Consider the following 24,021-nt stretch of genomic DNA (forward strand, 5'->3'; position numbering starts at 1 on the left):
CAAGGGGGAGTTCGGCATGCGCAGGACGATGGAAATCGTGACACCGCTGGGCGAGGGCGCGCTGCTGTTCCACCGCATGCAGGCGCGCGAGGAATTGTCGCGCCTGAGCGAGTTCGACATCGAGCTGCTGGGCGAGCGCGGCGATATCGACATCGACCAGATCCTCGGCAAGAACGTCACGGTCATGCTCGAGCAGCTCGACGACAGCGTGCGCCACTTCAACGGCTATGTCACCCGCTTCGCCCAGGCCGGCAGCCACGGCCGCTATCACCTGTACCGCGCGACCGTGCGCCCCTGGCTGTGGTTCCTCACGCGCACGGCGGACTGCCGTATCTTCCAGGAAGTGACCGTGCCCGAGATCCTGCGCCAGGTGTTCAGCGACCACGGCGTGGCGGACGTGACCTTCAGCCTGACCGAGACTTACCGCAAGTGGACGTATTGCGTGCAATACCGCGAAACGGACTTCAATTTCGTCAGCCGCCTGATGGAGCAGGAGGGCATCTATTACTACTTCACGCACCGGGAAGGGCGCCACACGCTGGTGCTGGTCGACGCCATCAGCGCGCACGGCAGCGCGGCCGGCTGCGAAACGCTGGATTTCATCGCGGCCGAGCGCGTGGTGCGGCCCGAGAAGGAATACATCAGCCAGTGGCACCATGCCCGAGAAATCCAGGCCGGCAACTACGCGCTGGAAGACTACGACTTCGAGCGCCCCAGCGTGGACCTGGCGGTCTCGACGCGGATCCGCCGCCAGCATGTGCTGGGCGATTACGAGATCTACGACTACCCGGGTGAATATGTGCAGGCGGCGGAGGGCGACCAGGCGGTGCGCTGCCGGCTCGACGAATGCCAGACCCGGTTCGACCAGGCGCGCGGCGAAACCAATGCGCGCGGCCTGCGCGTGGGGCACCTGTTCACGCTGAACGGGCAGGCGCGTGCCGACCAGGATGGCGAGTACCTCGTCATCGCCGCCACGCACCAGCTGGCATCGAACGAGTTCGAATCGTTCGACAGCGCGCATCCGGGGGCCACCTACAGCTGCGCCTTCACGGCGCTGGGCAGCCGGCAGCAGTTCCGTCCCGCGCGCACCACCCGCAAGCCGTTCGTGCAGGGGCCGCAGACAGCCGTGGTGGTGGGCCCGGCCGGCGATGAAATCTATACCGACAGCTATGGCCGCGTGAAAGTGCAGTTCCACTGGGACCGTTATGGCAAGAAGGACGAGAACAGCTCGTGCTGGATTCGCCCTTCGCACCCTTGGGCGGGCAAGAACTGGGGCATGGTGGCGATCCCGCGCATCGGCCAGGAAGTGATCGTCGATTTCCTCGAAGGCGATCCGGATCGCCCGATCATCACCGGCCGGGTGTACAACGCCGAGCAGATGCCGCCCTACGCGCTGCCGGCCAACATGACGCAGACGGGGATCCTCAGCCGCTCGTCGAAAGGCGGCACGGCCGCCAACGCGAACGAACTGCGCTTCGAGGATAAGAAGGGCGCAGAACAGGTGTACCTGCACGCCGAGAAGAACCAGGATATCGAGGTGGAAAACGATGAAACGCACTGGGTGGGCCACGACCGGCGCAAGGCCATCGACCACGATGAAACCACGCAGGTGAAGCACGACCGCACCGAAACGGTGGGCAATAACGAAACCATCGCGATCGGCGTGCACCGCAGCGAACAGGTGGGCAGCAACGAAACGATCGTGATCGGCGTGAACCGCACGGAAACCGTGGGCGCCAACGAAACGATCACGATCGGCGCCAACCGCACGATCTCGGTGGGCGCCAGTGAAACGGCGACCGTGGCGCTGCAGCGCACCCACACGGTGGGCGTCAACGAGACCATTACGGTGGGCGGCGCGCAGGAAGTCACGGTGGGCGCGGCGCAGCTGGTCACGGTCGGCGCGGTGCAGGCGGTGAGCGTGGGCGCCGCGCAGTCGCTCAGCGTGGGGGCCGGGCAGACGGTCAGCGTGGGCACCGACATGAGCGAGGACATCGGCGGCGACCAGTCGTCGTCGGTCGGCAAGGGCCGTTCCGCCCAGGTCGGCAAGGACGATGTGCTCAACGTCGGCAAGAACCTCGTCATCGAAGCGGGCGACTCGGTGACGATCAAGACAGGCGCCGCCAGCATCACGATGAAGAAGGATGGCTCGGTGCTCATCAAGGGCAAGAACATCACGGTCGAGGGATCGGGCAAGATCGGCGTCAAGGCCAGCAGCAATGTGGTCATCAAGGGCAGCAAGGTCGCCATCAACTGACAAAGGGGTATCCATGGACTTCGCGGCAGACCCGTTCGATCCGATCGTTGCCGATGGCGGGGAAGGGGCGCAGGGCGCTTCCAGGCCTGCGGTGGCCGGGCCGCAGGCGCCAGCGACTCCGGTGCCGCCCGCGCAGATGCAGCTGCCCGTCGTGCTGGTGCGCTTCGTCGGCTTCGACCTGGACGACCAGCCGCTGGTCGCCGGCATCGCCGGCCTGCCCGGCCATGTGGTGAGGGCACGCAGCACCGTGCCGCTGCGCCGCCTCGAAGTGGGCGCCGAAGTGGTGGCCGTGCTGGAAGGCGGGCTGCCGGAGCGGCCGCTGATCCTGGGCGTCATCCAGCATGAGCGCGGCGCTGAACCCGCGCCGGCCGCGGAGCCGGGAAACGTGGCGTGGTGCGATGGCGAGCGCGTGGAAATCCGCGCCGAGCGGGAAGTCGTGCTGCGCTGCGGCGACGCCAGCATCACGCTCACGCGCGCGGGCAAGGTGATCATCAAGGGCAACTACATCGTCAGCCGCTCCACCGGCTGCAACAAGATCAAGGGTGCAGCCGTCGACATCAACTAGGAGTCGCGCATGTGGCAGCTCGAGAACAGCACTCCTTTCGCGGCGGAACGTGGCTGGGCGCGCGACCGCGACGGCGCCGAGGTCTGGCTGGTCGCCGTCAAGGCCACCTTCGACATCGCCCCGGACGGCACCACGGCGGTATCGGCCATCCAGCCGCCCGTGCTGCGCATTCCTGAATACCATGGCGAGGCGGCCATGAGCAGCATCCGCTACGAGGCCGACCTGGTGCTCGCCAAGAAGACCACCGACATCATCGTGGTGGGCAACGCGCATGCCCCCGGCGGCCAGCCCGTGACGCAGTGCGATGCCGGCTTCCGTGTCGGCCCGCTGCAGAAGGTCGTGCGCATCTTCGGCGACCGCCACTGGGCCGGCGGGCGCCTGTCCGAGCCGGAACCGTTCACGGTGATGCCCATCGTGTACGAGCGCGCCTATGGCGGCCTCGACAGCAAATCGGCGCGGCCCGACCGGGACTGGGACTGGCGCAACCCCGTTGGTTGCGGATTCGCCGCCGCGAAAGAGCACCTGGCCGGCATGGCCGCGCCCAACGTGGAATTCCCGGACAGCCTGATCGCCGCCTGGGACGACCGGCCGGAACCGGCCGGCTTCGGCGCGTTCGCCGGCCACTGGCAGCCGCGCGCGGCGTTCGCGGGCACCTACGACGATGCCTGGATGCGCGAACGGCAACCGCTGCCGCCGGCCGACTTCGACGAGCGCTTCTACCAGTGCGCGCCGCGCGACCAGCAGGCGGCGCAATTCCTGAAAGGGGGCGAGCCGGTCGCGCTGGTCAATCTGTCGCCGCACGGGCGCCTGCAGTTCGCCCTGCCGAAGGTGCGCCTGGGTTTTGAAACCCGCTTCTTCGATGGCAGCAGCGAAGTCCACACGGTGCGCAACCTGCACACGGTCATCATCGAACCGGAATTTCCCCGCGTCTCGCTGGTCTGGCATTCGGCGCTGCCATGCCACTTCAAGGTGCAGCTGCTGGAGCGCACCACGGTCACGCTGAAGGACGACCTGAGCGCCGGCGGGCGGCCCGGCGCGCCGGTCGGGTTCGCGGTGGGCTGACGTGAACGGCGAACCCATCCATATTGCCGCGCCCGGCGCGGCCACCGCCGTGGGCCGCGACGCGTGGGCCAGCGCCGCGGCCGTGCGGGCCGGCATCAGCGGCTTTGTCGAGCACCCGTGGATGATCGATCGCGCGGGCGAGCCGATGCGCGCGGCGCTGGCGCCCTGGCTGGACCCGGGATTGTCGGGCGCCGCGCGCCTTGCCGCGTTGCTGCTGCCCGCGGTCGCGCAGGCGCTGTCGCCGGTGACGGACCTGCCGGAAGGCGCGGAACCGGTGCGCACGGGGCTCGTGCTGGGTCTGCCGGCACCGAGGCCGGGGCTGGATGCGGACGTGCGGGTGGCGCTGGTGGCGGCGGTGCGCGCAGCCTTCGGCGACCGGCTGGCGGGCATCGAAGTGTTCCCGGCCGGTCACGCGGCAGGCCTGCTGGCGCTGGGCGCCGCGGCCAGGCTGCTTCACCAGGGCGCGCTGGACGCCTGCGTGGTGGCCGGGGTCGACTCCTACCTGGAGGCGGAAACGCTGGAGTGGCTGGAGCACTGCGGGCAGCTGCACGGCGCCGGCAAGCTGAACAACGCGTGGGGTTTCGTGCCCGGAGAAGGGGCGGGAGCCGTGCTGGCGATGCGGCGCCCGGTGGCGGCACGCCTGGGCTGCGGCTCGCTCGGCAGGATCCTGTCGCTCGGCGCGGGCATGGAAGCCTGCCGGATCAAGACCCGCACCGTGTGCACCGGCGCCGGGCTGACACAGGCGTTTCGCCAGGCGCTCGCGCCACTGTCCGGCGGCGATGGCGCGATCTCGGACGTCTATTGCGACATGAACGGCGAGCCTTACCGCGCCGACGAGTATGCGTTCACGGCCGTGCGCACGAAGGAAGCGTTTGTATCGGTGTCGGACTTCATCGCTCCCGCCGACTGCTGGGGCGACGTGGGCGCCGCCGGCGCGCCGCTGCATCTCGCATTGGCCGCCATCGCCGGCGCCAAGGGCTATGCGCGCGGCAAGCTGGCGTTCACGTGGGCCAGCGCGGAGGGCGGCGAGCGCGCGGCCGCGCTGATGGCGACGGGCTGGCAATGAGGGGGACGCCATGCCGGTAACGATCAAGGTCAACGGCGCATCGAACTCGCTGGTGCACAAGGGCAGCAATGGCGTGTCGGTTGCGACCATCCCCGATGTGTGCAAGACACCGACGCCGGGCGGCCCGGTGCCGATCCCGTATCCGAACATTTCGCAATCGATCACGCTGGCCAAGGGCACCACCACGGTGAAGGCCGACGGCGGCATGATGATCGCCATCAAGGGTTCGGAATTCTCGCTGTCGAACGGCGACAATCCCGGCGTGGCGGGCGGCGTGAAGTCCAGCACGTTCATGAAGGAGTCGACGTGGATCCTGTATTCGTTCGATGTCAAGATGGATGGCAAGAATGCCTGCCGGCTGACGGACAAGAAATTCCAGAACCACGAAAACACGGTCGATATCGCGGGAGCATTTCAGATTCCCGTCATCCCGGCCGGCCTGACGGACATCCAGATGATCGCCTGCGCGATCCACTGCTGCGACACGGCCAGCTACAAGAAGCGCGACCACAAGGATGAAGGCAAGGATTGTCGCAGCCTGAGCGTGACCAAGCATTCCTGCGTGATGCATGCGCTGCGCACGTCGAAGGCGGCGAAGAAGGCCGGGATCAAGGCGTCGCCGCGCTTTCCCAGGCCAGGCAAGCGAACGCTGATTCCCGATGTCATGTTCGGCGACCGCATCATCGACGCCAAGTTCCCGTGCAAGAAAACGGTGCCGGCGCCGCTGAAAGGCAAATGGGAATCGGACCTGACCAAGACTTCCGCGCAGATGATGACCCAGAAGGAACGGACCGACTACAAGAAAATCCCCGGCGTGAAGAAGGTGGACGCCATGACCCCGCGCGATGCGGCAAAAAAGAGGGGCGACTGCAAATGCACTTACAAGAAAAGGTAGAGGAACAATGACCAGGACAGGGACGAAGAACGCCACGCCGGCGGCCGGCGATATCACGGGCGCACAGGCCATCATCGAACTCGCCGAAGACGTGCGCCTCGTTGCGCTGGGCTACACGATGTCGGTGTACACCAACAAGCTGCTGTCGCAGCAGCCCAAGGGCGTGCTGTCAGCGTATGACCGCTACCTGCGGCTCTACCAGCGCGACCTGCCGCCATACTATGCGACGGAAAACATGAACCGTCACAAGAAGGCGAGCAAGGCCACGTTCGACATGCTGGCCACGTGGCTGCAGCCGGGCGCGCCGCCACGCGAGTTCATCAGCCTGGACCTGCAAGCGACCGAATCGCCGAACGATGCGCCGCGCGACAGTTTCCACGTGTACGGCACCGAGCCGGCCTACCCGGACCATTCGGACGACGATGCCAGGGTCGTCGCGATGTCGCTGGACCCCGCCGTGTGCGACGCCGCAACGCTGCTGGAGGTCTTCGTCGAAACCTGCTCGGCCATCGAGTTCCGCTCGGCCCTGGCGGGCTTCGGCATGAACACCTCGCGCTACGAGGAAGAAGAGGCGCAGACGCATGCATGGGCAATGGGCATGCGCTTTCGCGCGCTGGACATCCCGCGCATGGTGGACGACGCGCTCGCCGTGGGCAGCGACGGTGTCAAGGGCGTGGGCTGGCTGACCGCGCTGGGGCCGGAAATCCTCGACCAGCTCGGCGGCAAGGCGGCACTGCGCAAGGCCTTGCCGGCCGAGGTGGCGTTGATCGACCTGCCCAACGGGATTGTCCTGAAGGCTGGCGAGGCACCCATCCTGGGCGACCGGAACCGGCGCGAACCGCTCGCGCACTACCAGAAAATCTACGGCCTGCTGGCACCGTGGATCGACCGTGCCGCGAAACGCTCGCCCTCGTTCAACCTTGAAACCGATTATGTCGACCGCACCGAAGCATGGTTCCACCGCCTCGCCGACGCATGAAATGCTGCCGGTACTGGTGCTGCAGGGAATGAGTGCCGCGACGTCGCGCGCGGCCGTCAGCTACCAGTTCGCCCGGCCGCCGGGCGTGGCCGACCTGCAGGCCGTATCGGATGCCATGCAGCCACTGGCCGACGCGGCGATGCGCGGCGCCTTTTCGGGTAGCGGCCCGGCCGGCCCCGGCACCATGGCGGTCCTGGGGCCCGCCGTGCTGTCATCGGCGGCATGCGCGCGCCAGCAGCTACAGCTCTGCAACGTCGACGAACGTGCCTTCCAGCTGTTGCGCGGCATGGTCGCCAGGCTGCGGTCGGAAAAGGTGCTGGTCGACTCGATCCAGGTCGTGGACATGGAGCATGCCAATGCCCAGCCGGTGCAACCCGACTGGCCGGACGAGGACAACGAGGAGGTGGCCTATCCCGTCCCTGGTGCGCGCGCCACCGCGCTGCTGGCCTTCGAGGACACCGATTTCTCCAAGGTGCGCCGCTGCCTCGTCGAGGTGGACAACCGCCTGTTCCCGGACCAGGTCACGCGGTTCGCCGCGTGGGTGCAGCCCTGGTACGCGCTGCTCGAAGCGGGAGCGTTCGCCATGCCGGTCGGTCATCCGGCGGTGACCGATTCGATTGCGGGTTTCGTCAGCCATTTCGATCCGGTGACCATCGAAGTCTCCGTGGATCGGTTCATGGCCAGCGAATGTGCCTGGGGAATTCTCGCCAACATGGTGTGCGCGTTCGACTGGCAGCCGCGCACGCTGGCCGGAATATCCGTCGACTGACGCCGCCCGGGACAGCGAACCAGCCATGCATGCGATTTCGGAACAGCCACTCCCGCACATCGTCGCGCAGCACGCCGAGGAAGCCGTGCTGCTGTTCGCGCGCCGCGCGGCATTCGTCAACGCCCCGCACGTCGGCTTGCGCGAGCTGGGCCGCTTCGATGAACGCCTGGCCGCGCATCTCGACGGGCTGGCCGTGGCGGGCGGACACGCGCAGGCGCTATCCATGAACGCCGTGCTGGCAGAAGGCGCGGGCGGCATGTTCGTCGCCGCGGTCCTGGCGCTCGACAGCGGGCATGCGGCACACCTGGCCACGCTGTTCGCGCTGGCGGAAGGGGCCGCGCCGCTGCGGCCCGCGCTGGCCGCAGGATTCGGCTGGGTTTCGGGGCAGCGGCTGAAGGGCACCATCGCGCCGCTGCTGCGTTCGGATGACGCGTTCCGGCACGCCATCGGCCTGGCGGCATGTGGGATGCACCAGGTGGACTGCGGCAATGTGCTTGATACGGCGCTGGCGCACGCCGATGCGCAGGTGCGCGCCCGCGCGTTGCGGATGGCCGGGGAGGGCGGACGCACCGATGCGCTGCCGGCATGCGCGGCGGCGCTGCGGGATGGCGACCCGGCTTGCCGGCTGTGGGCGGCCAGGTCGGTCGCGCTGCTCGGCAAACCCGCGCAGGCAGCCGCCGCGCTGCAGGCCGGCGCCCTGGAGCGGACCGGCGCCGGCACCCGTGCATTTCGCCTGCTGCTGAAAGTACTGGCCCTGCCGGATGCCAATGCCTGGCTGAAGGCGGTGGCACCGGCGCTGCCGGACCGGCGGCTGCTGGTGCAAGGCGCCGGCGTCTGCGGCGACGTGGCGTACGTGCCCTGGCTGATCCGGCTGATGGATGAGCCGCCGCTGGCCCGCCTGGCCGGCGAAGCGTTCGCCACCATTGCCGGGGTGGACATTGCCGCGCTTGCCCTCGACCGCCCGCCGCCCGGCGCCGCCGCCGCAGGCCCCAGCGACGATCCGGACGACGACGACGTGGCGATGGACGACGACGAAGGCTTGCCGTGGCCCGACGGCGCCGCGGTCGGCGCATGGTGGGGAACGAACGGCAAGCGCTTTGCCCCTGGCGTGCGCTACTTCATGGGCCAGCCGCCGGCGGTGGCGCACTGCCGGGGCGTGCTGCGCGACGGCGCGCAGCGCCAGCGCATCGCCGCGGCCGAGTACCTGTGCCTGCTGCAGCCCGGCACGAAGCTGTTCCAGACAGCGGCGCCGGCGTGGCGGCAGGCGCGCTGGCTGAACGCGATGGGCTGACGCATGCCCGCCCGCCTCGTGTTCGCCGTGCTGACCGTGGTATTCCTCGCCGCGGCGGCCGCGCGGCTGCTGCGGGATGGCGGATTGCGGCCGGCCAGCAAGACGTGGCTGCTGGTCGCGGCGCTGTTCGGCGCGACCAGCGCGTGGCTGTGGCTCCAGTGATGCGCGACTCTGTTATTTGCGCGCATGGTGGAGAAGATTGCAGCGCCACCCTGCTAGAATTTGAGTGCTGATCATTGCCCGTAATGCCGTGAAGCCAAGTGTCATCCTGCACATTAATCCGGCACATTACATGGAACCAACGCAGGCAGATCGTGGGAGCGCTGATGTTGACGATCAAGGCAGTTTCCTACAACGGCCAGGCCACCGACGTGCCGCTGGCCGGCGAGTTCGGCGAACTGGGCGGTGTCATCGGCCGCGCCGACGGCAATGCGCTGGTCTTGCCCGATCCGGACCGCTACGTGTCGCGCATGCATGCGATGGTCCTGTTCCGCAATGGCCGCCATGTCATCCGTGACCTGAGCAACGCGTCGCCCGTCTTCGTCAACGACCGGCCGCTCGGCCATGGCAACGAAGCCACGCTGGCCGACGGCGACGAACTGCGCATCGGCGGCTATACGCTGGCGGTTGCCGATGCGCGCGTCTCGCCTGTCGTGCCTCCTGCGGCGCCGCATGCCGGGCTCGCCCCCAAATCTCCAGCCGTGCTTCCCGCCGCGCCTCCCGCCGGGTCTCCCGTCCTGTCCCCTGTCATGTCCCCATCGCTGCCGCCGAACCTGCCCGCGGGCCCTCCATCGGCCATGCCGGCGATGCGGGTCATGGAGCCCCGGCCGGCGGGGGTGCCGAAAGACGACCCGCTCGGCCTGTTCGACAGCCCCGCATCGCCGCCATCGGGCGGCTTTTCCCCAGCGCCGCCATCGGGCGGTTTCGCGCATGCGCCGGGCGCCGGGGGCATCCCGGACGACTTCAGTTTCTCCGAACTGGTGCCGCGCGCGCCCGCGCCGGATCCGCGCCAGCCCCTGCCGGACGATTTCGACCTCGGGCTCGGCCAGGCCGCACGGACCGATATCAACCAGTTCTACGACCTCGGTCCCGCCGCCGGCAGCGAGCTGTTCCCCGACGGCCATCCGCTGGCGCCCGGCGGCGCAAACGGATCCGGTGCGGCAAGCGTGGACCCGCTGGTGGCGATCGGCGCGGTGCCGGCACCGAAGCCGGCGCCGGCCAGCCAGCGCGACGACGCACCGGAAATCCGCAGCGCCTTCACGCCGCCGGCCGCGCAGCGGATCGAGCCGGTCCAGCCCGCGGGCCCGGCGGACGGCGGCAACATGGTCGTCTCGTGGAATGCGCCGGACGAGCTGCCGGGTGGCGACGGCATCAAGACGATGATCGTCCAGTCGCCGGCCAGGAAGGCCCGGGCGCCGGAGACGGAAACGTCCAGTACCGGGCCAGCCCCCGCGCTTGCGCCGGAGCCGCCGGCCCTGGCTGCCGGGCCTGCCGCCACGGCTCAGCCATCCGGCGGCGCGCGCGCGGCCGTCCCGGCACAGCCGCTTGCCCATCCTCAGCCGATCGTGCATCCGCGGGCGGACCCGCATCCGCACGCGGCTCCGAACTTGCAACAGGCTCCGCATCCGCAGGCGGGCCAGGGCGTACCGCCTGCGGATGCGATGCCGCCAGGTCCCGCGATGCGGCCGGCTCCGGCCGTCCCGCCATCCGCCGCCGTGCCATCGGAATATGTCGCGCAGCCGGCGGCCGGCGCGCAGCCTGCCGGGGACGCCCAGGCGGACAGCGCCGAGCTGTTGCGCGCCTTCCTGGCCGGCGCCGGCGTGCCCGACCTCGACGTGCGGGGCCCGCTCACGCCGCAGATGATGCACACCTTCGGCCAGCTGCTGCGCGAGGCGACCCAGGGCACCCTGGACCTGCTGCTGTCGCGTGCCGTCATCAAGCGCGAGATCCATGCCGAGATGACGATGATCGTCACGCGCGAGAACAATCCACTGAAATTTTCGCCGAACGTGGAAGTGGCGCTGACGCACCTGCTGGCCCCGCGCGGCCAGGGTTTCATGCCGCCGCTGGTGGCGATGAAGGATGCCCACGACGACCTGCGCGCCCACCAGTTCGCGTTCATGGCGGGCATGCGCGCCGCGCTGGCCGGCGTGCTGCAGCGCTTCGATCCGGCGCAGCTGGAGCGCCGCCTGAGCGGCAAGAGCCTGGTCGATACGCTGCTGCCGGCCAACCGCAAGGCGAAGCTGTGGGATCTGTATGCGGAAATGTATTCCGAGCTCACGCGTGAGGCGGAAGACGATTTCCATGCGTGGTTTGGCAAGGCCTTCCTGAACGCCTATGAAGCCCAGCTCGACAAGCTGGCGCGGGGCGACGAGGGCGGCCGCTAGCGCGAAAGCGATCATGGAACTCAAGATCACCGTGTTGTCCAAGCCCGGCGGGCGGCCCGTCAACGAGGATGCGTACGGCTTCTGGTCGAACGAAAGCGCGTGCTGCTGCGTGATGTCGGACGGCGCCGGCGGCCATGCGGGCGGTGCCGTCGCGTCGAAACTGGCGGTGGCCGAAATCCTCGCCTGGTTCCGCCAGCGCCCCGATTGCAGCGCCGGCGGCATCGCCGAAGCGCTGCGGCGGGCCAACAGCGCGATCGTCGCCATGCAGCAGCAATCGCCGCAGTATGCGCGGATGCGCGCCACGGTCGTCGTGCTGGCGGTCGACCCGGCGCGCGGCACGGCGATCTGGGGGCATATCGGCGACACCCGCCTGTACTGCTTTCGCGACCGGCGCATCATCCTGCAGACGCGCGACCACAGCGTGCTGCAAAGCATGGTGGATGCCGGCTACCTGCAATCGGAGGACTTGCGCGGCGCGCCGCAGCGCAACCTGCTGCTGGCGGCGCTGGGCGATGGCGCGGAATTCGAACCACGCATTGAGGATGCCGCGTTCGCCCTGCGCGACGGCGACATTTTCCTGCTGTGCACGGATGGCTTCTGGGAGTATGTCGATGAATTGCACATGGAGGGCGCGCTGTCGCTTGCCGCGTCGGGCGAAGCCTGGCTGAGGCAACTGGAGAGCCGCGTGATTTCGGAGGGCAGCGAAGGCCAGGACAATTATTCGGCGCTGGTGGTGGCATGCCAGGAGCACGCGCACCAGGAGCACGCGCACGAGAAGCAGGGGCAACCCGAGGCGCCGCCATGACGGGCGGCAAAGGAGTCGGACATGAAAGCGCACGAGCATTCGAAGCATGCGGTACTGGCGGCGTCGCTGCTGGCGCTGCTGTTCCTGGCGTTACCGGGCAACGCACAGGAAGACAAGGTCATGAACCCGCAGGACGTCACCGAAGCGGCGCTGGTCGACGCGCTCGCGCCGGCCGCCCCGGCCAGGACGCGCAGCATCCGCGTCGAAGCGGAAGGCGCTGCGCCGAAGCGGCCCAGCGCGTCGCTGCTGATCACGTTTGAAACCAACTCGGCGCGCCTGACGCAGCAGGCCAGGCAATCGCTCGGCGTGGTCGGCCAGGCGCTGGGCTCGGCGAAGCTGGCGCCGTTCCGCTTTGCCATCGAGGGCCACGCCGATCCGCGCGGCGCACCCGCGGCCAACCAGCAACTGTCGCAGGCGCGCGCGGAATCGGTGCGGGAATACCTGGTCAAGAACGGCGGGATCGACGATGGACGCCTGCAGGCGGTGGGCAAGGGCGCCAGCGAGTTGATGAACAAGACCGTGCCCGCCGCGCCGGAAAACCGCCGGGTGACGATCGTGAACCTGGACCGGTAGATGGTGGTGTCGGAAGACCAATGGCTTTCGCGTAAGTTCACCCCAGGTGCAAATTCCGGGGTCAGGGAGGAGAATGAAATGGACGCCTCCCGCCAAGACTCTGGGTACCGATAGGCAAACGTGATGCGGGGAATGTGGTGGAAAGGTGGATCCTCGCGCGCCAACGGCATCAAAGTGCCCTAGAGTGAAAGCGCAGTACTTTCGAGGCAAGTCGGAGGATCCACATCATGAATGCTACGCCAAAACCGGTGGTCGGGGTAGATACGGCCAAGAATGTCTTCCAGCTGTACACGGTCGACAAACAGTCGGGCGAATTGATCTGTCAGCAGCTCAAGCGTCCGAAATTTCTTGCATGGTTCGTGAATCGGGAACCATGCGTGGTCGGCATGGAAGCATGCGGGGGCTCGCAGCACTGGGCGCGCAAGCTCAAGGAGCTTGGGCACGAGGTCAAGCTGATGCGACCGAAAATGGTGAAGGCGTTTGTTCCCGGCAATAAGAACGATGTCGCCGATGCCCGCGCTATCTGGATGGCGGCCCAGCAACCTGGCGTGAAAGCTGTGGCCGTGAAAACAGAAGAACAGCAAGCAGTGATTGCCCTACATCGGATACGCCAGCAGTTGGTGAAGAGCCGCATTGCACAGTGCAATGAATTGCGTGGCTTGGTGGGCGAACACGGCGAGACCTTCGCTGTTGGCCAGGCAGCGTTCGACGCTGGTCTGAAGGCCGCCTTGGCGCGGTTAGCGGAACGTTTGCCATCGTTCTTCATCGACACCTTGCGCGAGCAATGGGAGGAGATCGCCAAGCTTACTGAACGGATTGCCAGGATTGAAGCAAGGCTCAGGGCTTGGATGCGTCAAGACCGTGCTGCGCAAGCGATTGCGCAAATTCCCGGCGTGGGGGTGCTGACGGCGACGGCGGCAGTGGCAACGATGGGCGATGCCAAAGCATTCCGGTCTGGGCGTGAATTCGCCGCCTGGATCGGCCTGGTACCGGCCCAGACCGGGACAGGAGGAAAAGTCCGACTGCTAGGCATCAGCAAGCGAGGTGATTCCTACTTGCGGATGCTGTTGATCCATGGCGCCCGATCCGTTCTGTATCACGCCAAGGAACCAAGCAAGTGGTTGCAGGGCATTTGCCAGCGACGACCGTCCAATGTCGTTACGGTCGCGCTAGCGAACAAGATAGCCCGCACTATCTGGGCTGTATTAGCCCACGAACGGACCTATGATAAGGACCACATCAGCATCCGCCCAGGAATGACAACGACGATATGAACAGCACGAACGCTGGAACCAACTCACACGCCACAGGTTGCGATCGGTAGAGATAGCGATGACAGACTGGTTAGACCGTACCCCTTTAAACCTGGCGTACTCCAAGGACATCAAGTCCGCAGGGAGGATGAGGGATGGGGTAGCGGAGTTCATCGAGGCCCGCGGCTCGCCGCACTCAAGGCCGGATATAGGACTGCAACTTTCTCGTCTGACCTAGCTAAATTTACCTTGCAAAAGGGAGGCGTCCATATAGGAATACTGGCTTGCAGGCCAGTATCGCTACGTCGGCAAGGAGCGATGCTCCTTGAAACCCCGACTACGCCCCGCCGGGGTGACGCAGGGGTTTCGCGAAGCATGCTTCGCGCCTGCGGAACAGTGCTGGCCTGCAGGCCAGCACTCCCTCCTGACCCCAGCCCTTCGCTGTTGGGGTGAATGCAAGCAATACCACTTCACTGAATCTCCGCAATCGAGAACACCGCGGCGCCGTACGACGGGGAACACTGTGCGGCCGGCACGCCATCGCACTGCGCGGTGCCGGCGAACAGCGGGCTTGCCGTGCCGGGCACGCGGGCACCGTTGCTGGCGGTGCCGAGGTCGAATTCGCTGAACGGCGTCAGGACCTTCAGGCCGGCGCCACGGAAGTCGCGCGGCCGGTCGGACACGATGGCGACGAACTGGTTGGTGCCGGGCGGCCCGGCGGCGGTCATGCGCCACGTGGCCCGCGGCAGCGCCAGCTCGCTGCCGGCCGCGATGCGGTTGTCGGCATCGAGGCTGTTCGGGAACAGCAGCCAGAACTGCGCGCGGTCCGTGCCCACCATCAGCAGGTACACATATCCCGGTCGTGACGAACGGATGGCGAAGCGCAGCGGATCGACGCCGATGCGCACCTGCGCCCGTTCGATCGAGATCGTTACCGCATGGTCGCGGTTGCGGGCTTCGAACACTTCGTCGAGCGCCCGCACCGGGTCGAATGGCTGCGGCGCCGCCGGCGCTGCGGAAGCAGGGTCAGCAGGTGCCGATGCGGTTGGCGAAGGCGTGGCGGCAGGCGGGGCGCGCTCAGCCTCGGGCTGCGGGGCGGGCATCACCGGGCCGTCCCGGTCGGCGAGCAGGCTGGTGCCGAGCCCGATGGCCGCGGCGCCGGCCAGGACCAGGCCGCCCAGGCGCAGGTGGTGCCAGGCGGAGGCGGGCGGCGGTTTCCCACGCCGCGAACCCTCGTCGTTCCCGCTCGACAGCCCCAGCAGTTTGCGCAGTTCGGCAACGCTTTGTGGCCGGTCTTCCGGCTTCACGGCCAGCGCGTGGTCGATGGCGGCCAGCAGTTGCGGGCTGTAGCGGCCGGCCGCCGCACGGCCCAGCGGCACATGCGGGTCGTCGATCATGCGCGACACGGCCGGCATGGGCGGCTTGCCCGTGATGGCCAGGTACACCACGGAGGCCAGCGCATAGAGGTCGGTCCAGGGGCCCTGCGTCATCGACGGGATGTCGGCGTACTGCTCCACGGGCGCGTAGTCGCGCTTCAGGATCACGGTGAACGCGTCGACCTTGCCGGCGATCGCGCGCCGGGCGGCGCCGAAGTCGAGCAGCAGCGGGCGGCCATCGTCGAGGATCAGGATATTGTCCGGCGCGATATCGCGGTGGTAGCACTGTTCCTGGTGCAGCAGTTCCAGGGCGTCGAGCAACGGCGCCAGCAGGGCGCGCAGCCAGGCTTCGTCCGGCGGCGCCGCGCGGTCGCGCAATACCTGCTTCAGGGTGGCGCCCCGGTACAGGGGCATCACCATGTAGGCGGTGCCGTTATCCTCCCAGAACCGGTAGACCTTGACGAGCGCGGGGTGGTCGAACGCGGCCAGCAGGCGGGCTTCGTTGACGAAACTGCGCAAGCCCGCCTGGAACGTGTCGACATGCCGGGGCGACTTCAGCGTGACCTGCGCGGTGCCGGCGTGCGCCGCCAGGGCCGATGGCATGTATTCCTTCAGCGCCACGGTGCGCTGCAGCGAGTGGTCGTAGGCCTGGTAGACGATGCCGAAGCCGCCCTGGCCGATGAGGCCGGCGATCTCGAACTCGGCCAGCCGGGTACCGGAGGGCAGCGCATTGTTGGCGCTTTCCAGGATCACCAGCGGCACGGCGGCCGGCATGATGGTGCGATCCCCGTCCCGGTCCTCGTTCATGGCGGCGGCCCGTCCGCATCGTCCAGCAGAAGGGTGAACTGGTCGCCGGCCGGCAAGCCGTGGAAACCCAGCAGCCGGGTGGCGTCGCTGGTGGTGGTGTCGCTCCACCAGAGACTCCTGCCGGCGGCATCGGCGGCACGGGCGGCATCGGCTCCATCGGCTCCATCGGCAGCCTCGGCAGAACATGAACCATCCACCCCGCCGGGGCGCGCCGCGGCGCCGAGCACGTCCGCGGCCGATACGCCGGCCGGCAGGTGCAGCACCAGCGTGCCCGCGGCCCTGGCCGCCAGCCACGCCGCCAGCCCGTCGCCGGCGCGCTCGTCGATGGCGGGCAGGGCCGGGAAGGGCACTTCGGCCAGCCGCGTTTCAAGCTGTTCCGGCAGGCAGTGGATGTCCAGGCAGGCCAGCGCGGCGCGGTCGATGGCGGCGAACCACTCGCGCGCCGCTGCGACGGTTCGCAGGATGCCCGCATGCGGCGGCACCGCGAGGGCGATCGTCAGCGGGAAATGGCGGCCCACCTTGTCGACACTCGGCATGATCGTGCCCAGCCAGGCGCTGCCCCCGCACACGCCCGGCAACAGCGCGAAGTTCCACAGGGGGCCGTTCAGGTAGACGTCGAGCCAGCGATCGCCCAGGGTGGCGCGGCTGGACGCGATGCCGCGCTGCAGCCACGCGTCCCAGGGGCCGATGAAGGCCGGCGGCAAACGGCGCGAGGCGAAATCGCCCAGCGCCGGCAGCTTGCCGTACCAGCCGGCGACCAGGGCGGGGGCCAGCGTCACAGCACACCCGGGCAGCGGAACTGTTCCAGTTCGGCCAGGCGGAACGGATTGCGCACGCTGCTGGTCAGTACCTCGAACTGGGTGCGGCGCCCGTCCACGTTGAAGGTGGCGATGAACTTCTCGGGCTGGCCCGTGCCATCCACCTGGGCCTGGTCGAACAGGCGGAACAGCGCCCAGGCCCCTTCATAGGTGCGGCCCGAGGCGCCGGCCGCGCTGGGCGGCGTCACCTGCAGCCGCACCTGCGTGCTGCCGCGCGGGCCGGGCCACTGCACCTGGGCCGGCACCTGCGGGCCATGGCTGTACTTCACCAGCTGGCCATCGACATCGAGCGTGAACTGCGTGATCGACGCGTCCATCATCACCGGCTTCAGTTCCAGCCGCATGCCGGCGGCCGCGCCACCCCGGAAGAACACGTCGCGGATCACCTGGGCGCGCTGGAACTGGAGCAGCGCGCCGGACGAGCCGCCCATCGTGGCATCGCCCACCGAACGGAAACTCCACGGCCGCGTGTTCGTGTTCACGTACTGCGCCAGGTTCTTCTGGAAAAACTCGTCGATCATGCCGCCCGGCGCGAACAGGCGGCTGAAGTCGTCCTGGGTCACGTCGCGCGGGCTGCCCTTGGTGAACGGGTAGCGGCCCGTCACCGCGTTGTTGCAGAACTCGCCCAGCGTGGCGCCCATCGCCTGGTTCAGGTTACTGCGCGTCATGCCCAGGGCCTGGCTGGCGCTGCCCGAGGCCAGCGTGAGCAGGATCGAGCGCACCGGTTCCGGCATCAGCCCGCCCTGGGCCTTGACCTTGTTCGGCACATCGCTGGGCGGCGGCGTGTTGGCGCCCTTCAGCGCCGCTTCGGTGGCCGTCAGCAGCGTGTACAGCTCGTTGATGAGGGAAGTCGTGGCATCGATCGGCGCCGGCTGGCCCGGACCGGCGCTGGCGACCAATCGGCGCAGGTCGTCGAAGCGGTCGTCGACGATGCGTTCGGGCTGAGTCTCCCGGGCGGCGGCGGGCTTGACGGCTTCGCTGCCGAACAGTTTCATCAGTTCCTTGCGGGTGCTCTCGACCGTGTCGCCGGCCTTGTCGGCGATGCTCTTGTCCGCCGCGTCGCCCTGCACCAGCGTGACCTCGCGCACGACGGCGCGCAGCAGCGCCGGCAGCGGCGAGTCCGGCATCGACAGCACGCGCGCCGTCTGGATGCTGCCCTGCAGGCTGCCGGCGCGCACCAGCTTGATATCGTCGACGAAGGCGCGCCAGATGCGCGCATAGTCTTCCAGGTACAGGCGGCGCACTTCGTCGAGCTGGCCAGCGCGCTGCGCGGGATCGGTGAAGCGGCGGTCCTTCTCGGCCAGGCCGAGCACCCAGCCTTCCTCGTCGGCCAGCTGGCCGGTCACGCGCGCGGCCTCCTTCAGGAACGCGTTGCGGTAGCCATTCACGCTGTACAGGCCGGGAACGCCGCTGGTCAGTGGCTGCCCGCTGGCACGTGCGAATACCAGCGGCGCGGCCGGGCCGGCGGCCCCCGCCACCGTGAATTCCGGCAGGTCGGCACCGGCGCCGCCGCGCTTGATGCGGTTGTAGATGCGCACCGCCAGCGGCGTGCGGGCCACGGCCTCGCGCGCGCTGGCGATCAGCTGCTGGTCCGCCGGTTGCGGCGCCGTCGGCCGTTCGCCGGCAAGCAGCGCGTCCAGGTGCGCTTCCAGCTCGCGGCGCTGCTCCAGCGTCACGCTGCGCGGCAGCGTGCTTTCCCAGTCGGCCGTGATGAAGGCTTTCAGCGCCGCTCCCTGGAAATGGCGCGGTTCGTGCAGCATGATGTAGGCCTTCAGCGCCTCGTACAGCAGTTCCGGGTTGCCGCCGGCGCCCTGCAGCTGCTGGCGCACGCGCGCTTCCAGGCGCGCCAGGAACACGTCGCGCAACAGGTTGCGGTAGGCCGTCTGCGCGGCGGACGCCAGCTTGTCGCCCTGGTACAGGCCCGCGCCCATCGCGAACGGGGCTTCGCCCGGCGCCTGGCCGGGCACGTTGGCCAGGTCGCGCACCGTGCGTAGCACCGGCAGCAGTTCCACCACGTCGGCGCTGCGGTTGGCTTCCAGCGCCCGCACCTGCTGCGCGATCGCATCGAGGCGCTCCTGCACGCCGGCCACGTAGGCGCGGTTGCCCGCGTAGCTGACCGCCCACGCCACGATCATGCCGGCGGCCAGCAGGGCGGCCACCGCGAGCGCGCCCAGTTGCACCAGTGCGCGGCGCCGTTCGCGGCGCAGGTTGGTGCCGGCCAGCCCCGCTTCCTGGAACACCACGTCTTTTAGCAGGCGCGTGATGAAGAAGCTCTTGCCGGTGGGCGACTGCGGCGGCAGCATCTTGCGGTCCAGTTGCAGGGCGCGCCCCACGCCGCCCAGCATGCGGTCGATCGGGCTGCCTTCCTGGGTGCCGCTGGTGAAGTACACGCCGCGCAGCAGCGGCCGTTCGGCGAAACGCGAATCGCTGACGATCCCGTCGACGAATTCGCCCAGCGTGCCCTTCAGCGCCGCGAACTGCTGGGGGAACAGATAGAGCTGCGCGCGTTTCTGCGGGTCCCGTTCGGCCTGCATGCGGTCGACCAGGCGGGCGTTGAGGCGTGCCTCCAGCGCGGCGAATTCGTTGCCGAAATCGGGCGCCGCCGCATTCCCGCCATCAGCCATGCCATCGCGCCCGCCATCGGGCTTTCCCGCATCCCGCGCCGCACCCTTGGTGGCGTCTTTCCCGGCCGCGTCGCGGATCGGGAAGGTCATGCCCCACACCTGGGCGCGGTCTTCCTTGCCCAGCTCGCCGAAGAATTCCATGAAGCCGGGCAGCAGGTCGAGCTTGGTCACCAGCAGGTACAGGGGAAAGCGGATGTCGAGCTCCTCGTGCAGTTCGTGCAGGCGCTTGCGCAGCGTGGCCAGGTGGGCGGCCCGCTCGTCCGGCGACTGGCCCAGCAGGTCCGGCACGCTCAGCGTCAGCAGCGCGCCGTTGATCGGCCGTCGCACGCGGTACTTCTTCAGCAACTGCAGGAAGCCGGTCCACGCCGCGCTGTCCGTCTTCTGGTCGCTTTCCTGCGTGGTGTAGCGGCCGGCCGTGTCCAGCAGCACGGCTTCGTCGGTAAACCACCAGTCGCAGTTGCGCGTGCCGCCCACGCCGCGGATCGCTTCGCGGCCGAATTGCCCGCTCAGGGGGAATTGCAGGCCCGAATGCACCAGGGCGGTGGTCTTGCCCGAGCCGGGCGCGCCGATCAGGATATACCAGGGCAGTTCGTAGACCCATTGCCGGCCCAGGCTGGCCAGCCAGCGCCCCGGTGCGCCGGGCTTGCCGGTGAGGCGTGCCTTGCGCAGCACGTCTACCGCGCCCTCGAAACGCTTGCGCAGCGTGGCCAGTTCCTCGGCGGCCATGGTGTCGCCGGGGCTGGCGGCGGCCGGTGCCTGCTGCAGCAACCCGTTCATCAGGCTGGCATTGGCGCGCCGGGCCTGCCACAGTTTCCACAGCGCCTTGCCCACGTAGACCAGCACGACGAGGCAGATCAGCGCCAGCCGGATGCGGGCCGGTTCCAGCGGCCGGTAGCCGGCGATGGCGACCAGCGGCCCGACATGCCAGATCAGCAGTGCGAAGGCGGCCAGGCCCAGCCCGGTGGTCACGCGGCGGTGCAGCAGCAGGGATAGCAGGCTTTTCATGGCTCAGTTCCCGGCCGGGACCAGCACGATTTCCACGCGGCGGTTGCGCGCGCGGCCTTCGGCGGTGGCGTTGTCGCCGACCGGCCGGGCGTCGGCCTGGCCTTCGGCGCTGTAGCGGCCCGCCGGCGGCGCCTTGTCGGCGATCAGCCCGGCCACCGTGCGCGCCCGTTCCTGCGACAGGTGCCAGTTCGACGGGAAACGCGCCGAGCGGATCGGCTGGTTGTCCGTATAGCCGATCACCTGCACGGAACCCGGCACGGCCTTCAGCGCGGCGGCGATGCGGTCCAGCACGGCGTGGTAGGGCGCCGACACGGTGGCGCTGCCGGGCGCGAACAGGCCGTCGCCGCGCAGCGTCACCACGCTGCGGCCCTGTTCGTCGCGCACGGCGACCAGGGCCTGCTCGATTTCAGGGCGCAGGAAGCCGGCAAGGCGGGGCGCCGGGGCAGGCGCGGGGGCGAGGGCGGGCAGGGCGGCTACCGCCACCGGGTCCGGCCTGGCCTCCAGCGCCAGGATGCTGGTGAATACCGGGTCGGAGCGCGCGTTCAGGAAATAGCTGAAGCCCAGGTAGGCGCCCAGCATGGCCAGGCCGAGCACGCCCAGCGCGGCCCACAGGGGCAGCGCGGCCAGCAGCGCCTTGCTTTGCACGGCCACGCCCTGCCAGCGCGGGGACAGGTCGCGTTCGTATTCGCCGCGCACCTTGCGCAGCAGCAGGGCCAGCCGTTCGCGCAGGGCTTCCAGCTGCGCGCGGCCATTGTCCAGCACCCGGTAGCGGCCCTCCAGGCCCAGCGCCAGGCAGACGTACATCAGTTCCAGCAGGTCGCGGTGCTGGTCCGGTGTTTCCGCCACCTTCGCCAGCAGCTGGAAGAATTTCTCGCCGCCCCATGCCTCGTTGTGGAAGGTGACCAGCAGGCTGTCCCTGGCCCAGCTGCCGGAGCCGCCCCACGGGGTGGAGGCCGCCGCCTCGTCGAGCAGCGTGCACAGCGCATAGCGCGCCGCGATCACCTGTTCCATGGGGATGCCGGCCGCCCTGGCGCGCCGCTCGAATTCCCGCACCTGCTGCGCGAGGAATTCCCGCACGCCGGCCGGATCCGGATGCTGCAGCGTGGCGCGCAGTTGCGGCACCACGCCCAGCAGTGGATTGGCGGCGGCCACCAGCGGATTGAGGCCGGACACCTCGGCCGGCGGCACGTAGCCGGCGCCGGCCACCCCGGCCGCCGCGGCGCCCGGGCGGGCGCCGGCGCGCTGCCGTGCCGCCTGCGCATGCGCCCGGCCGCCCGGCGTGGGTATCACCACGGTATGCTCGGAGTCCGGCAACGCGAATGGATCGTCCTGGCTCATGATCGCCCCTTACCTTCCCAGATTCCCCAGAATTCCAGTTCCAGGCCGGGAAAATCCCCGGCGATGTGCATGGCCAGCCCGCCGGAGTGCTCCAGCTGGCCCCATAATTCGCCGCTGCGCTCCAGCTCGAAGTAGTTGAAGCCCGCGTGGTAGGGAATCTGGCGCGGCGCCACCGGCATCGAGCGCAGGGCGATACCCGGCAGGGCCAGGTTGACGAGATCGCGAATCCGTTCGACGGGGCCGATCTTCACGTGGCTCGGGAAGCGCGTGCGCAGTGTTTCGGACGGCATCTGCGCATTCACCGCCAGCACGAAGCTGGCGCTTTTCAGCAGGCCGCGGTCGGGCAGCACGGCCAGGCGCACGCCGTACTTGCGGTCCTGCAGTTCGATGGCGATCGCGCTCCGTTGCAGCACCATCGACAGCGAGGCCCGCAAGTCCGCCATCAGCGGCGTGAACGAGTACCGCAGGTCGTCGTGCCGGTATTCGGGATAGGCAGGGGGACGGCGGTCCGCGCGGCTGAACGTGGCCAGGTCGCCGGCCAGGCCCAGCATGGCGGCGAACAGCCGTTCCGGATGCAGCGCCGGCACCTGGCGCAGGTGCGCAAATAGCGGCTGGTAGCGGTTGACCGTCTGCAGCAGCAGGAAGTCGGCGATTTCGGCCACGCCGCCGCGGCCCGGCTGCCCGAGTTGGGTGCCCAGTTCGTTGCCGCGCTGGTGCAGCAGGCCATGCACTTCGTCGCAGTAGCTGGACAGCGTGCCGCTGGCCTGCAGCGCCAGCGCCGGCGCGATGTACTGCCGGTCCAGCTGCAGCGCGTTGTCGGCCCGCCGTTCGGTCACCCGCACCGCGCCCAGGCACGCGTAGGCATCCGTGGCATCCTTCCCCAGCAGCAGGCGCAGCTGCAACTGGCCCACTTCGATGGGCACGGCTCCCTGCGCCGTGCTGTCGTCCACCTCGACGATGCCGACACTGAAGCGCGCCAGGCCGTCCGCGGTAGTATTGTGGTTCGTGCCATGGTTGGCGCCGTTGTGCCTGGCCGCGTGGTAGTCGGATTCCCGGCCGCCGCGCCGGCACAGGGGCACGGCCAGCACCACCGGCTGGTCGCGCGCATCGGCCGGGATATCGAGCGGCGCCGGGGCCGGATGGGTGAACGGAAAGTCGAACGGCGTGCCATCCGGGAACAGGCCGCTGGCCGAGGCCAGCGCCACCTTGCCCAGCGCCAGCGCCGTTTCGTCGAGTTCGAGCCGCGTGAAACCCCAGCCGTAGGGCAGCGTGGGGCGGGCCCGGGCTTCGATCAGCCTTTCGAGGTAGCGGTCATGCTGCTGAAAGTGCTGGGGTTGCAGGAACATGCCTTCCGACCAGATGACTTTGCTTTCCCACGACATGGTGCTGATCCTTGTCTCCAGGCTTGCATGCTGGGTAGGGCGGGCCGGGGCCCGCTACTTGTCCGAGATCGTGATGCGGCGCTGCTGCACGCCGATGGCGACGGGCGTGGTGGCGCGGGCACGCACGGCGATGCTGCCGCGCCACGCCGACCGGTCGAGGTCGCGGAAGCCGGCCACCACCGCCACGTGCAGCGCGCCATCCTGCAGCCGCCGTTCGAAGCGCCTGCTTTCGCCCGGCTGCAGTACGAATTCCTCGTCTGCGAGCAGGTCGGCGCCCAGCGTTTCCCTACCTTTTTCAAACAGCGAAAAGAAATCCGCCTTCTCGAACGCGGCCAGGGTCTTCAGTTCGAACAGGCGGACGACGACGGGCGAGGCGCGGCCGCCGGCATCGGGATTGGCGTCGGCCGCCACGGCGATGGTGGCCTGGATCACGGTCGGCGGCGCCGGCGGCTCGGCCTTCGGCGCGCCCGCGCAGGCGGACAGGAGAACGGCCAGCAGCGCGGCGGAGAATGCAGGCAACGCACGAGTCAGCGAATTGAAGAGCGAGCCGCGTTGCGAATCACGTCGCCGCCCGGGCGGCGCGCCGGGCGCGGCAGTGGGGAGATGCGGGTGCCTGGCCATCGTGTTCTCCTGTCGCCGACATCAGGAACTGCGCTCATGGAAGCCGCAAGGGACGCATGCATGCGCATGGGCGCGCATGGCGGCACCTGGGAGGCACCTGGCGGCACATGAGGTCATGAGGGCTTGCAGAGATCCAGCCCGTGAATGA

The 24,021-nt window shown here is 68.8% G+C and carries 19 protein-coding genes; 13 read left to right on the forward strand and 6 right to left on the reverse strand.

Annotation, left to right across the window (positions count from 1 at the left end; all coding sequences use genetic code 11):
* Positions 1-16 precede the first annotated feature (16 nt).
* The 13 genes from EYF70_RS10860 to EYF70_RS10915 all read left to right on the forward strand — a co-directional run bounded on the left by EYF70_RS10860 (position 17) and on the right by EYF70_RS10915 (position 13,923).
* Positions 17-2,257 carry a type VI secretion system Vgr family protein gene (locus EYF70_RS10860; protein WP_131145407.1) on the forward strand — a complete coding sequence of 747 codons (2,241 nt, stop codon included), beginning with the start codon at positions 17-19 and terminating at the stop codon, positions 2,255-2,257.
* 13 nt (positions 2,258-2,270) lie between these two features.
* Positions 2,271-2,822 (forward strand): DUF6484 domain-containing protein, encoded by a 552-nt coding sequence (locus EYF70_RS10865; protein WP_131145408.1) that lies wholly within the window; start codon positions 2,271-2,273, stop codon positions 2,820-2,822.
* A gap of 9 nt (positions 2,823-2,831) precedes the next feature.
* On the forward strand, positions 2,832-3,884 hold the full coding sequence (locus EYF70_RS10870) for a DUF2169 family type VI secretion system accessory protein (protein ID WP_131145409.1): 1,053 nt from the start codon (positions 2,832-2,834) through the stop codon (positions 3,882-3,884).
* A 1-nt stretch (position 3,885) separates the two neighbouring features.
* Positions 3,886-4,950 carry a beta-ketoacyl synthase N-terminal-like domain-containing protein gene (locus tag EYF70_RS10875; protein ID WP_131145410.1) on the forward strand — a complete coding sequence of 355 codons (1,065 nt, stop codon included), beginning with the start codon at positions 3,886-3,888 and terminating at the stop codon, positions 4,948-4,950.
* A 10-nt stretch (positions 4,951-4,960) separates the two neighbouring features.
* The gene (locus tag EYF70_RS10880) at positions 4,961-5,845 is read left to right on the forward strand and encodes a DUF4150 domain-containing protein (RefSeq protein WP_131145411.1); all 885 of its coding nucleotides are present in this window, start codon (positions 4,961-4,963) and stop codon (positions 5,843-5,845) included.
* 7 nt (positions 5,846-5,852) lie between these two features.
* Positions 5,853-6,824: a type VI immunity family protein gene (locus EYF70_RS10885; RefSeq protein ID WP_165497622.1), complete on the forward strand. Its 972-nt coding sequence runs from the start codon at positions 5,853-5,855 to the stop codon at positions 6,822-6,824.
* Positions 6,778-7,593 (forward strand): hypothetical protein, encoded by an 816-nt coding sequence (locus tag EYF70_RS10890; protein WP_131145413.1) that lies wholly within the window; start codon positions 6,778-6,780, stop codon positions 7,591-7,593. Before EYF70_RS10885 ends, EYF70_RS10890 begins: the two co-directional genes overlap by 47 nt.
* A 25-nt stretch (positions 7,594-7,618) precedes the next feature.
* The gene (locus tag EYF70_RS10895; RefSeq protein ID WP_131145414.1) at positions 7,619-8,884 is read left to right on the forward strand and encodes a TIGR02270 family protein; all 1,266 of its coding nucleotides are present in this window, start codon (positions 7,619-7,621) and stop codon (positions 8,882-8,884) included.
* A gap of 3 nt (positions 8,885-8,887) precedes the next feature.
* The gene (locus EYF70_RS31045) at positions 8,888-9,046 is read left to right on the forward strand and encodes a hypothetical protein (RefSeq protein ID WP_165497623.1); all 159 of its coding nucleotides are present in this window, start codon (positions 8,888-8,890) and stop codon (positions 9,044-9,046) included.
* 164 nt (positions 9,047-9,210) lie between these two features.
* A complete protein-coding gene (gene tagH / locus EYF70_RS10900) occupies positions 9,211-11,271 on the forward strand; it encodes a type VI secretion system-associated FHA domain protein TagH (protein ID WP_131145415.1) in 2,061 nt (686 codons plus the stop codon).
* 13 nt (positions 11,272-11,284) lie between these two features.
* Complete coding sequence (locus EYF70_RS10905) at positions 11,285-12,076, forward strand: PP2C family protein-serine/threonine phosphatase (RefSeq protein ID WP_165497624.1); 792 nt, start codon at positions 11,285-11,287, stop codon at positions 12,074-12,076.
* A gap of 21 nt (positions 12,077-12,097) precedes the next feature.
* The gene (locus tag EYF70_RS10910; RefSeq protein WP_131145417.1) at positions 12,098-12,649 is read left to right on the forward strand and encodes an OmpA family protein; all 552 of its coding nucleotides are present in this window, start codon (positions 12,098-12,100) and stop codon (positions 12,647-12,649) included.
* Positions 12,650-12,876: 227 nt separating this feature from the next.
* Positions 12,877-13,923 (forward strand): IS110 family RNA-guided transposase, encoded by a 1,047-nt coding sequence (locus EYF70_RS10915; protein WP_131145418.1) that lies wholly within the window; start codon positions 12,877-12,879, stop codon positions 13,921-13,923.
* Positions 13,924-14,372: 449 nt separating this feature from the next.
* On the opposite strand, the gene EYF70_RS10920 is transcribed toward EYF70_RS10915, so the two are convergent.
* From EYF70_RS10920 to tssJ, 6 genes are read right to left on the reverse strand one after another with little or no spacing between them, the layout of a single operon-like run.
* Positions 14,373-16,085 (reverse strand): serine/threonine protein kinase, encoded by a 1,713-nt coding sequence (locus EYF70_RS10920; protein WP_229420810.1) that lies wholly within the window; start codon positions 16,083-16,085, stop codon positions 14,373-14,375.
* On the reverse strand, positions 16,082-16,864 hold the full coding sequence (gene tagF, locus EYF70_RS31595) for a type VI secretion system-associated protein TagF (RefSeq protein WP_229420811.1): 783 nt from the start codon (positions 16,862-16,864) through the stop codon (positions 16,082-16,084). The genes EYF70_RS10920 and tagF overlap by 4 nt, the downstream gene beginning before the upstream one ends.
* Positions 16,861-20,532, reverse strand: coding sequence for a type VI secretion system membrane subunit TssM (tssM, locus tag EYF70_RS10930; protein WP_131145420.1), 3,672 nt, complete (start codon positions 20,530-20,532; stop codon positions 16,861-16,863). The genes tagF and tssM overlap by 4 nt, the downstream gene beginning before the upstream one ends.
* A gap of 3 nt (positions 20,533-20,535) precedes the next feature.
* Positions 20,536-21,870: a DotU family type VI secretion system protein gene (locus tag EYF70_RS10935; protein ID WP_131145421.1), complete on the reverse strand. Its 1,335-nt coding sequence runs from the start codon at positions 21,868-21,870 to the stop codon at positions 20,536-20,538.
* Positions 21,867-23,252 carry a type VI secretion system baseplate subunit TssK gene (tssK, locus tag EYF70_RS10940; RefSeq protein WP_131145422.1) on the reverse strand — a complete coding sequence of 462 codons (1,386 nt, stop codon included), beginning with the start codon at positions 23,250-23,252 and terminating at the stop codon, positions 21,867-21,869. Before tssK ends, EYF70_RS10935 begins: the two co-directional genes overlap by 4 nt.
* A 54-nt stretch (positions 23,253-23,306) precedes the next feature.
* The gene (gene tssJ / locus EYF70_RS10945) at positions 23,307-23,873 is read right to left on the reverse strand and encodes a type VI secretion system lipoprotein TssJ (RefSeq protein ID WP_131145423.1); all 567 of its coding nucleotides are present in this window, start codon (positions 23,871-23,873) and stop codon (positions 23,307-23,309) included.
* Positions 23,874-24,021: the final 148 nt, after the last annotated feature.

Origin of the sequence: Pseudoduganella albidiflava (assembly GCF_004322755.1) — a bacterium.
Taxonomy (GTDB): Bacteria; Pseudomonadota; Gammaproteobacteria; order Burkholderiales; family Burkholderiaceae_D; genus Rugamonas; species Rugamonas albidiflava.

Coding starts and splice junctions, on each gene's coding strand:
- EYF70_RS10860 (WP_131145407.1), top strand. CDS start 17: ATGCGCAGGACGATGGAAATCGTGACACCGCTGGGCGAGGGCGCGCTG.
- EYF70_RS10865 (WP_131145408.1), top strand. CDS start 2,271: ATGGACTTCGCGGCAGACCCGTTCGATCCGATCGTTGCCGATGGCGGG.
- EYF70_RS10870 (WP_131145409.1), top strand. CDS start 2,832: ATGTGGCAGCTCGAGAACAGCACTCCTTTCGCGGCGGAACGTGGCTGG.
- EYF70_RS10880 (WP_131145411.1), top strand. CDS start 4,961: ATGCCGGTAACGATCAAGGTCAACGGCGCATCGAACTCGCTGGTGCAC.
- EYF70_RS10885 (WP_165497622.1), top strand. CDS start 5,853: ATGACCAGGACAGGGACGAAGAACGCCACGCCGGCGGCCGGCGATATC.
- EYF70_RS10890 (WP_131145413.1), top strand. CDS start 6,778: ATGTCGACCGCACCGAAGCATGGTTCCACCGCCTCGCCGACGCATGAA.
- EYF70_RS10895 (WP_131145414.1), top strand. CDS start 7,619: ATGCATGCGATTTCGGAACAGCCACTCCCGCACATCGTCGCGCAGCAC.
- EYF70_RS31045 (WP_165497623.1), top strand. CDS start 8,888: ATGCCCGCCCGCCTCGTGTTCGCCGTGCTGACCGTGGTATTCCTCGCC.
- tagH (WP_131145415.1), top strand. CDS start 9,211: ATGTTGACGATCAAGGCAGTTTCCTACAACGGCCAGGCCACCGACGTG.
- EYF70_RS10905 (WP_165497624.1), top strand. CDS start 11,285: ATGGAACTCAAGATCACCGTGTTGTCCAAGCCCGGCGGGCGGCCCGTC.
- EYF70_RS10910 (WP_131145417.1), top strand. CDS start 12,098: ATGAAAGCGCACGAGCATTCGAAGCATGCGGTACTGGCGGCGTCGCTG.
- EYF70_RS10915 (WP_131145418.1), top strand. CDS start 12,877: ATGAATGCTACGCCAAAACCGGTGGTCGGGGTAGATACGGCCAAGAAT.
- EYF70_RS10920 (WP_229420810.1), bottom strand. CDS start 16,085: ATGAACGAGGACCGGGACGGGGATCGCACCATCATGCCGGCCGCCGTG.
- tssM (WP_131145420.1), bottom strand. CDS start 20,532: ATGAAAAGCCTGCTATCCCTGCTGCTGCACCGCCGCGTGACCACCGGG.
- EYF70_RS10935 (WP_131145421.1), bottom strand. CDS start 21,870: ATGAGCCAGGACGATCCATTCGCGTTGCCGGACTCCGAGCATACCGTG.
- tssK (WP_131145422.1), bottom strand. CDS start 23,252: ATGTCGTGGGAAAGCAAAGTCATCTGGTCGGAAGGCATGTTCCTGCAA.
- tssJ (WP_131145423.1), bottom strand. CDS start 23,873: ATGGCCAGGCACCCGCATCTCCCCACTGCCGCGCCCGGCGCGCCGCCC.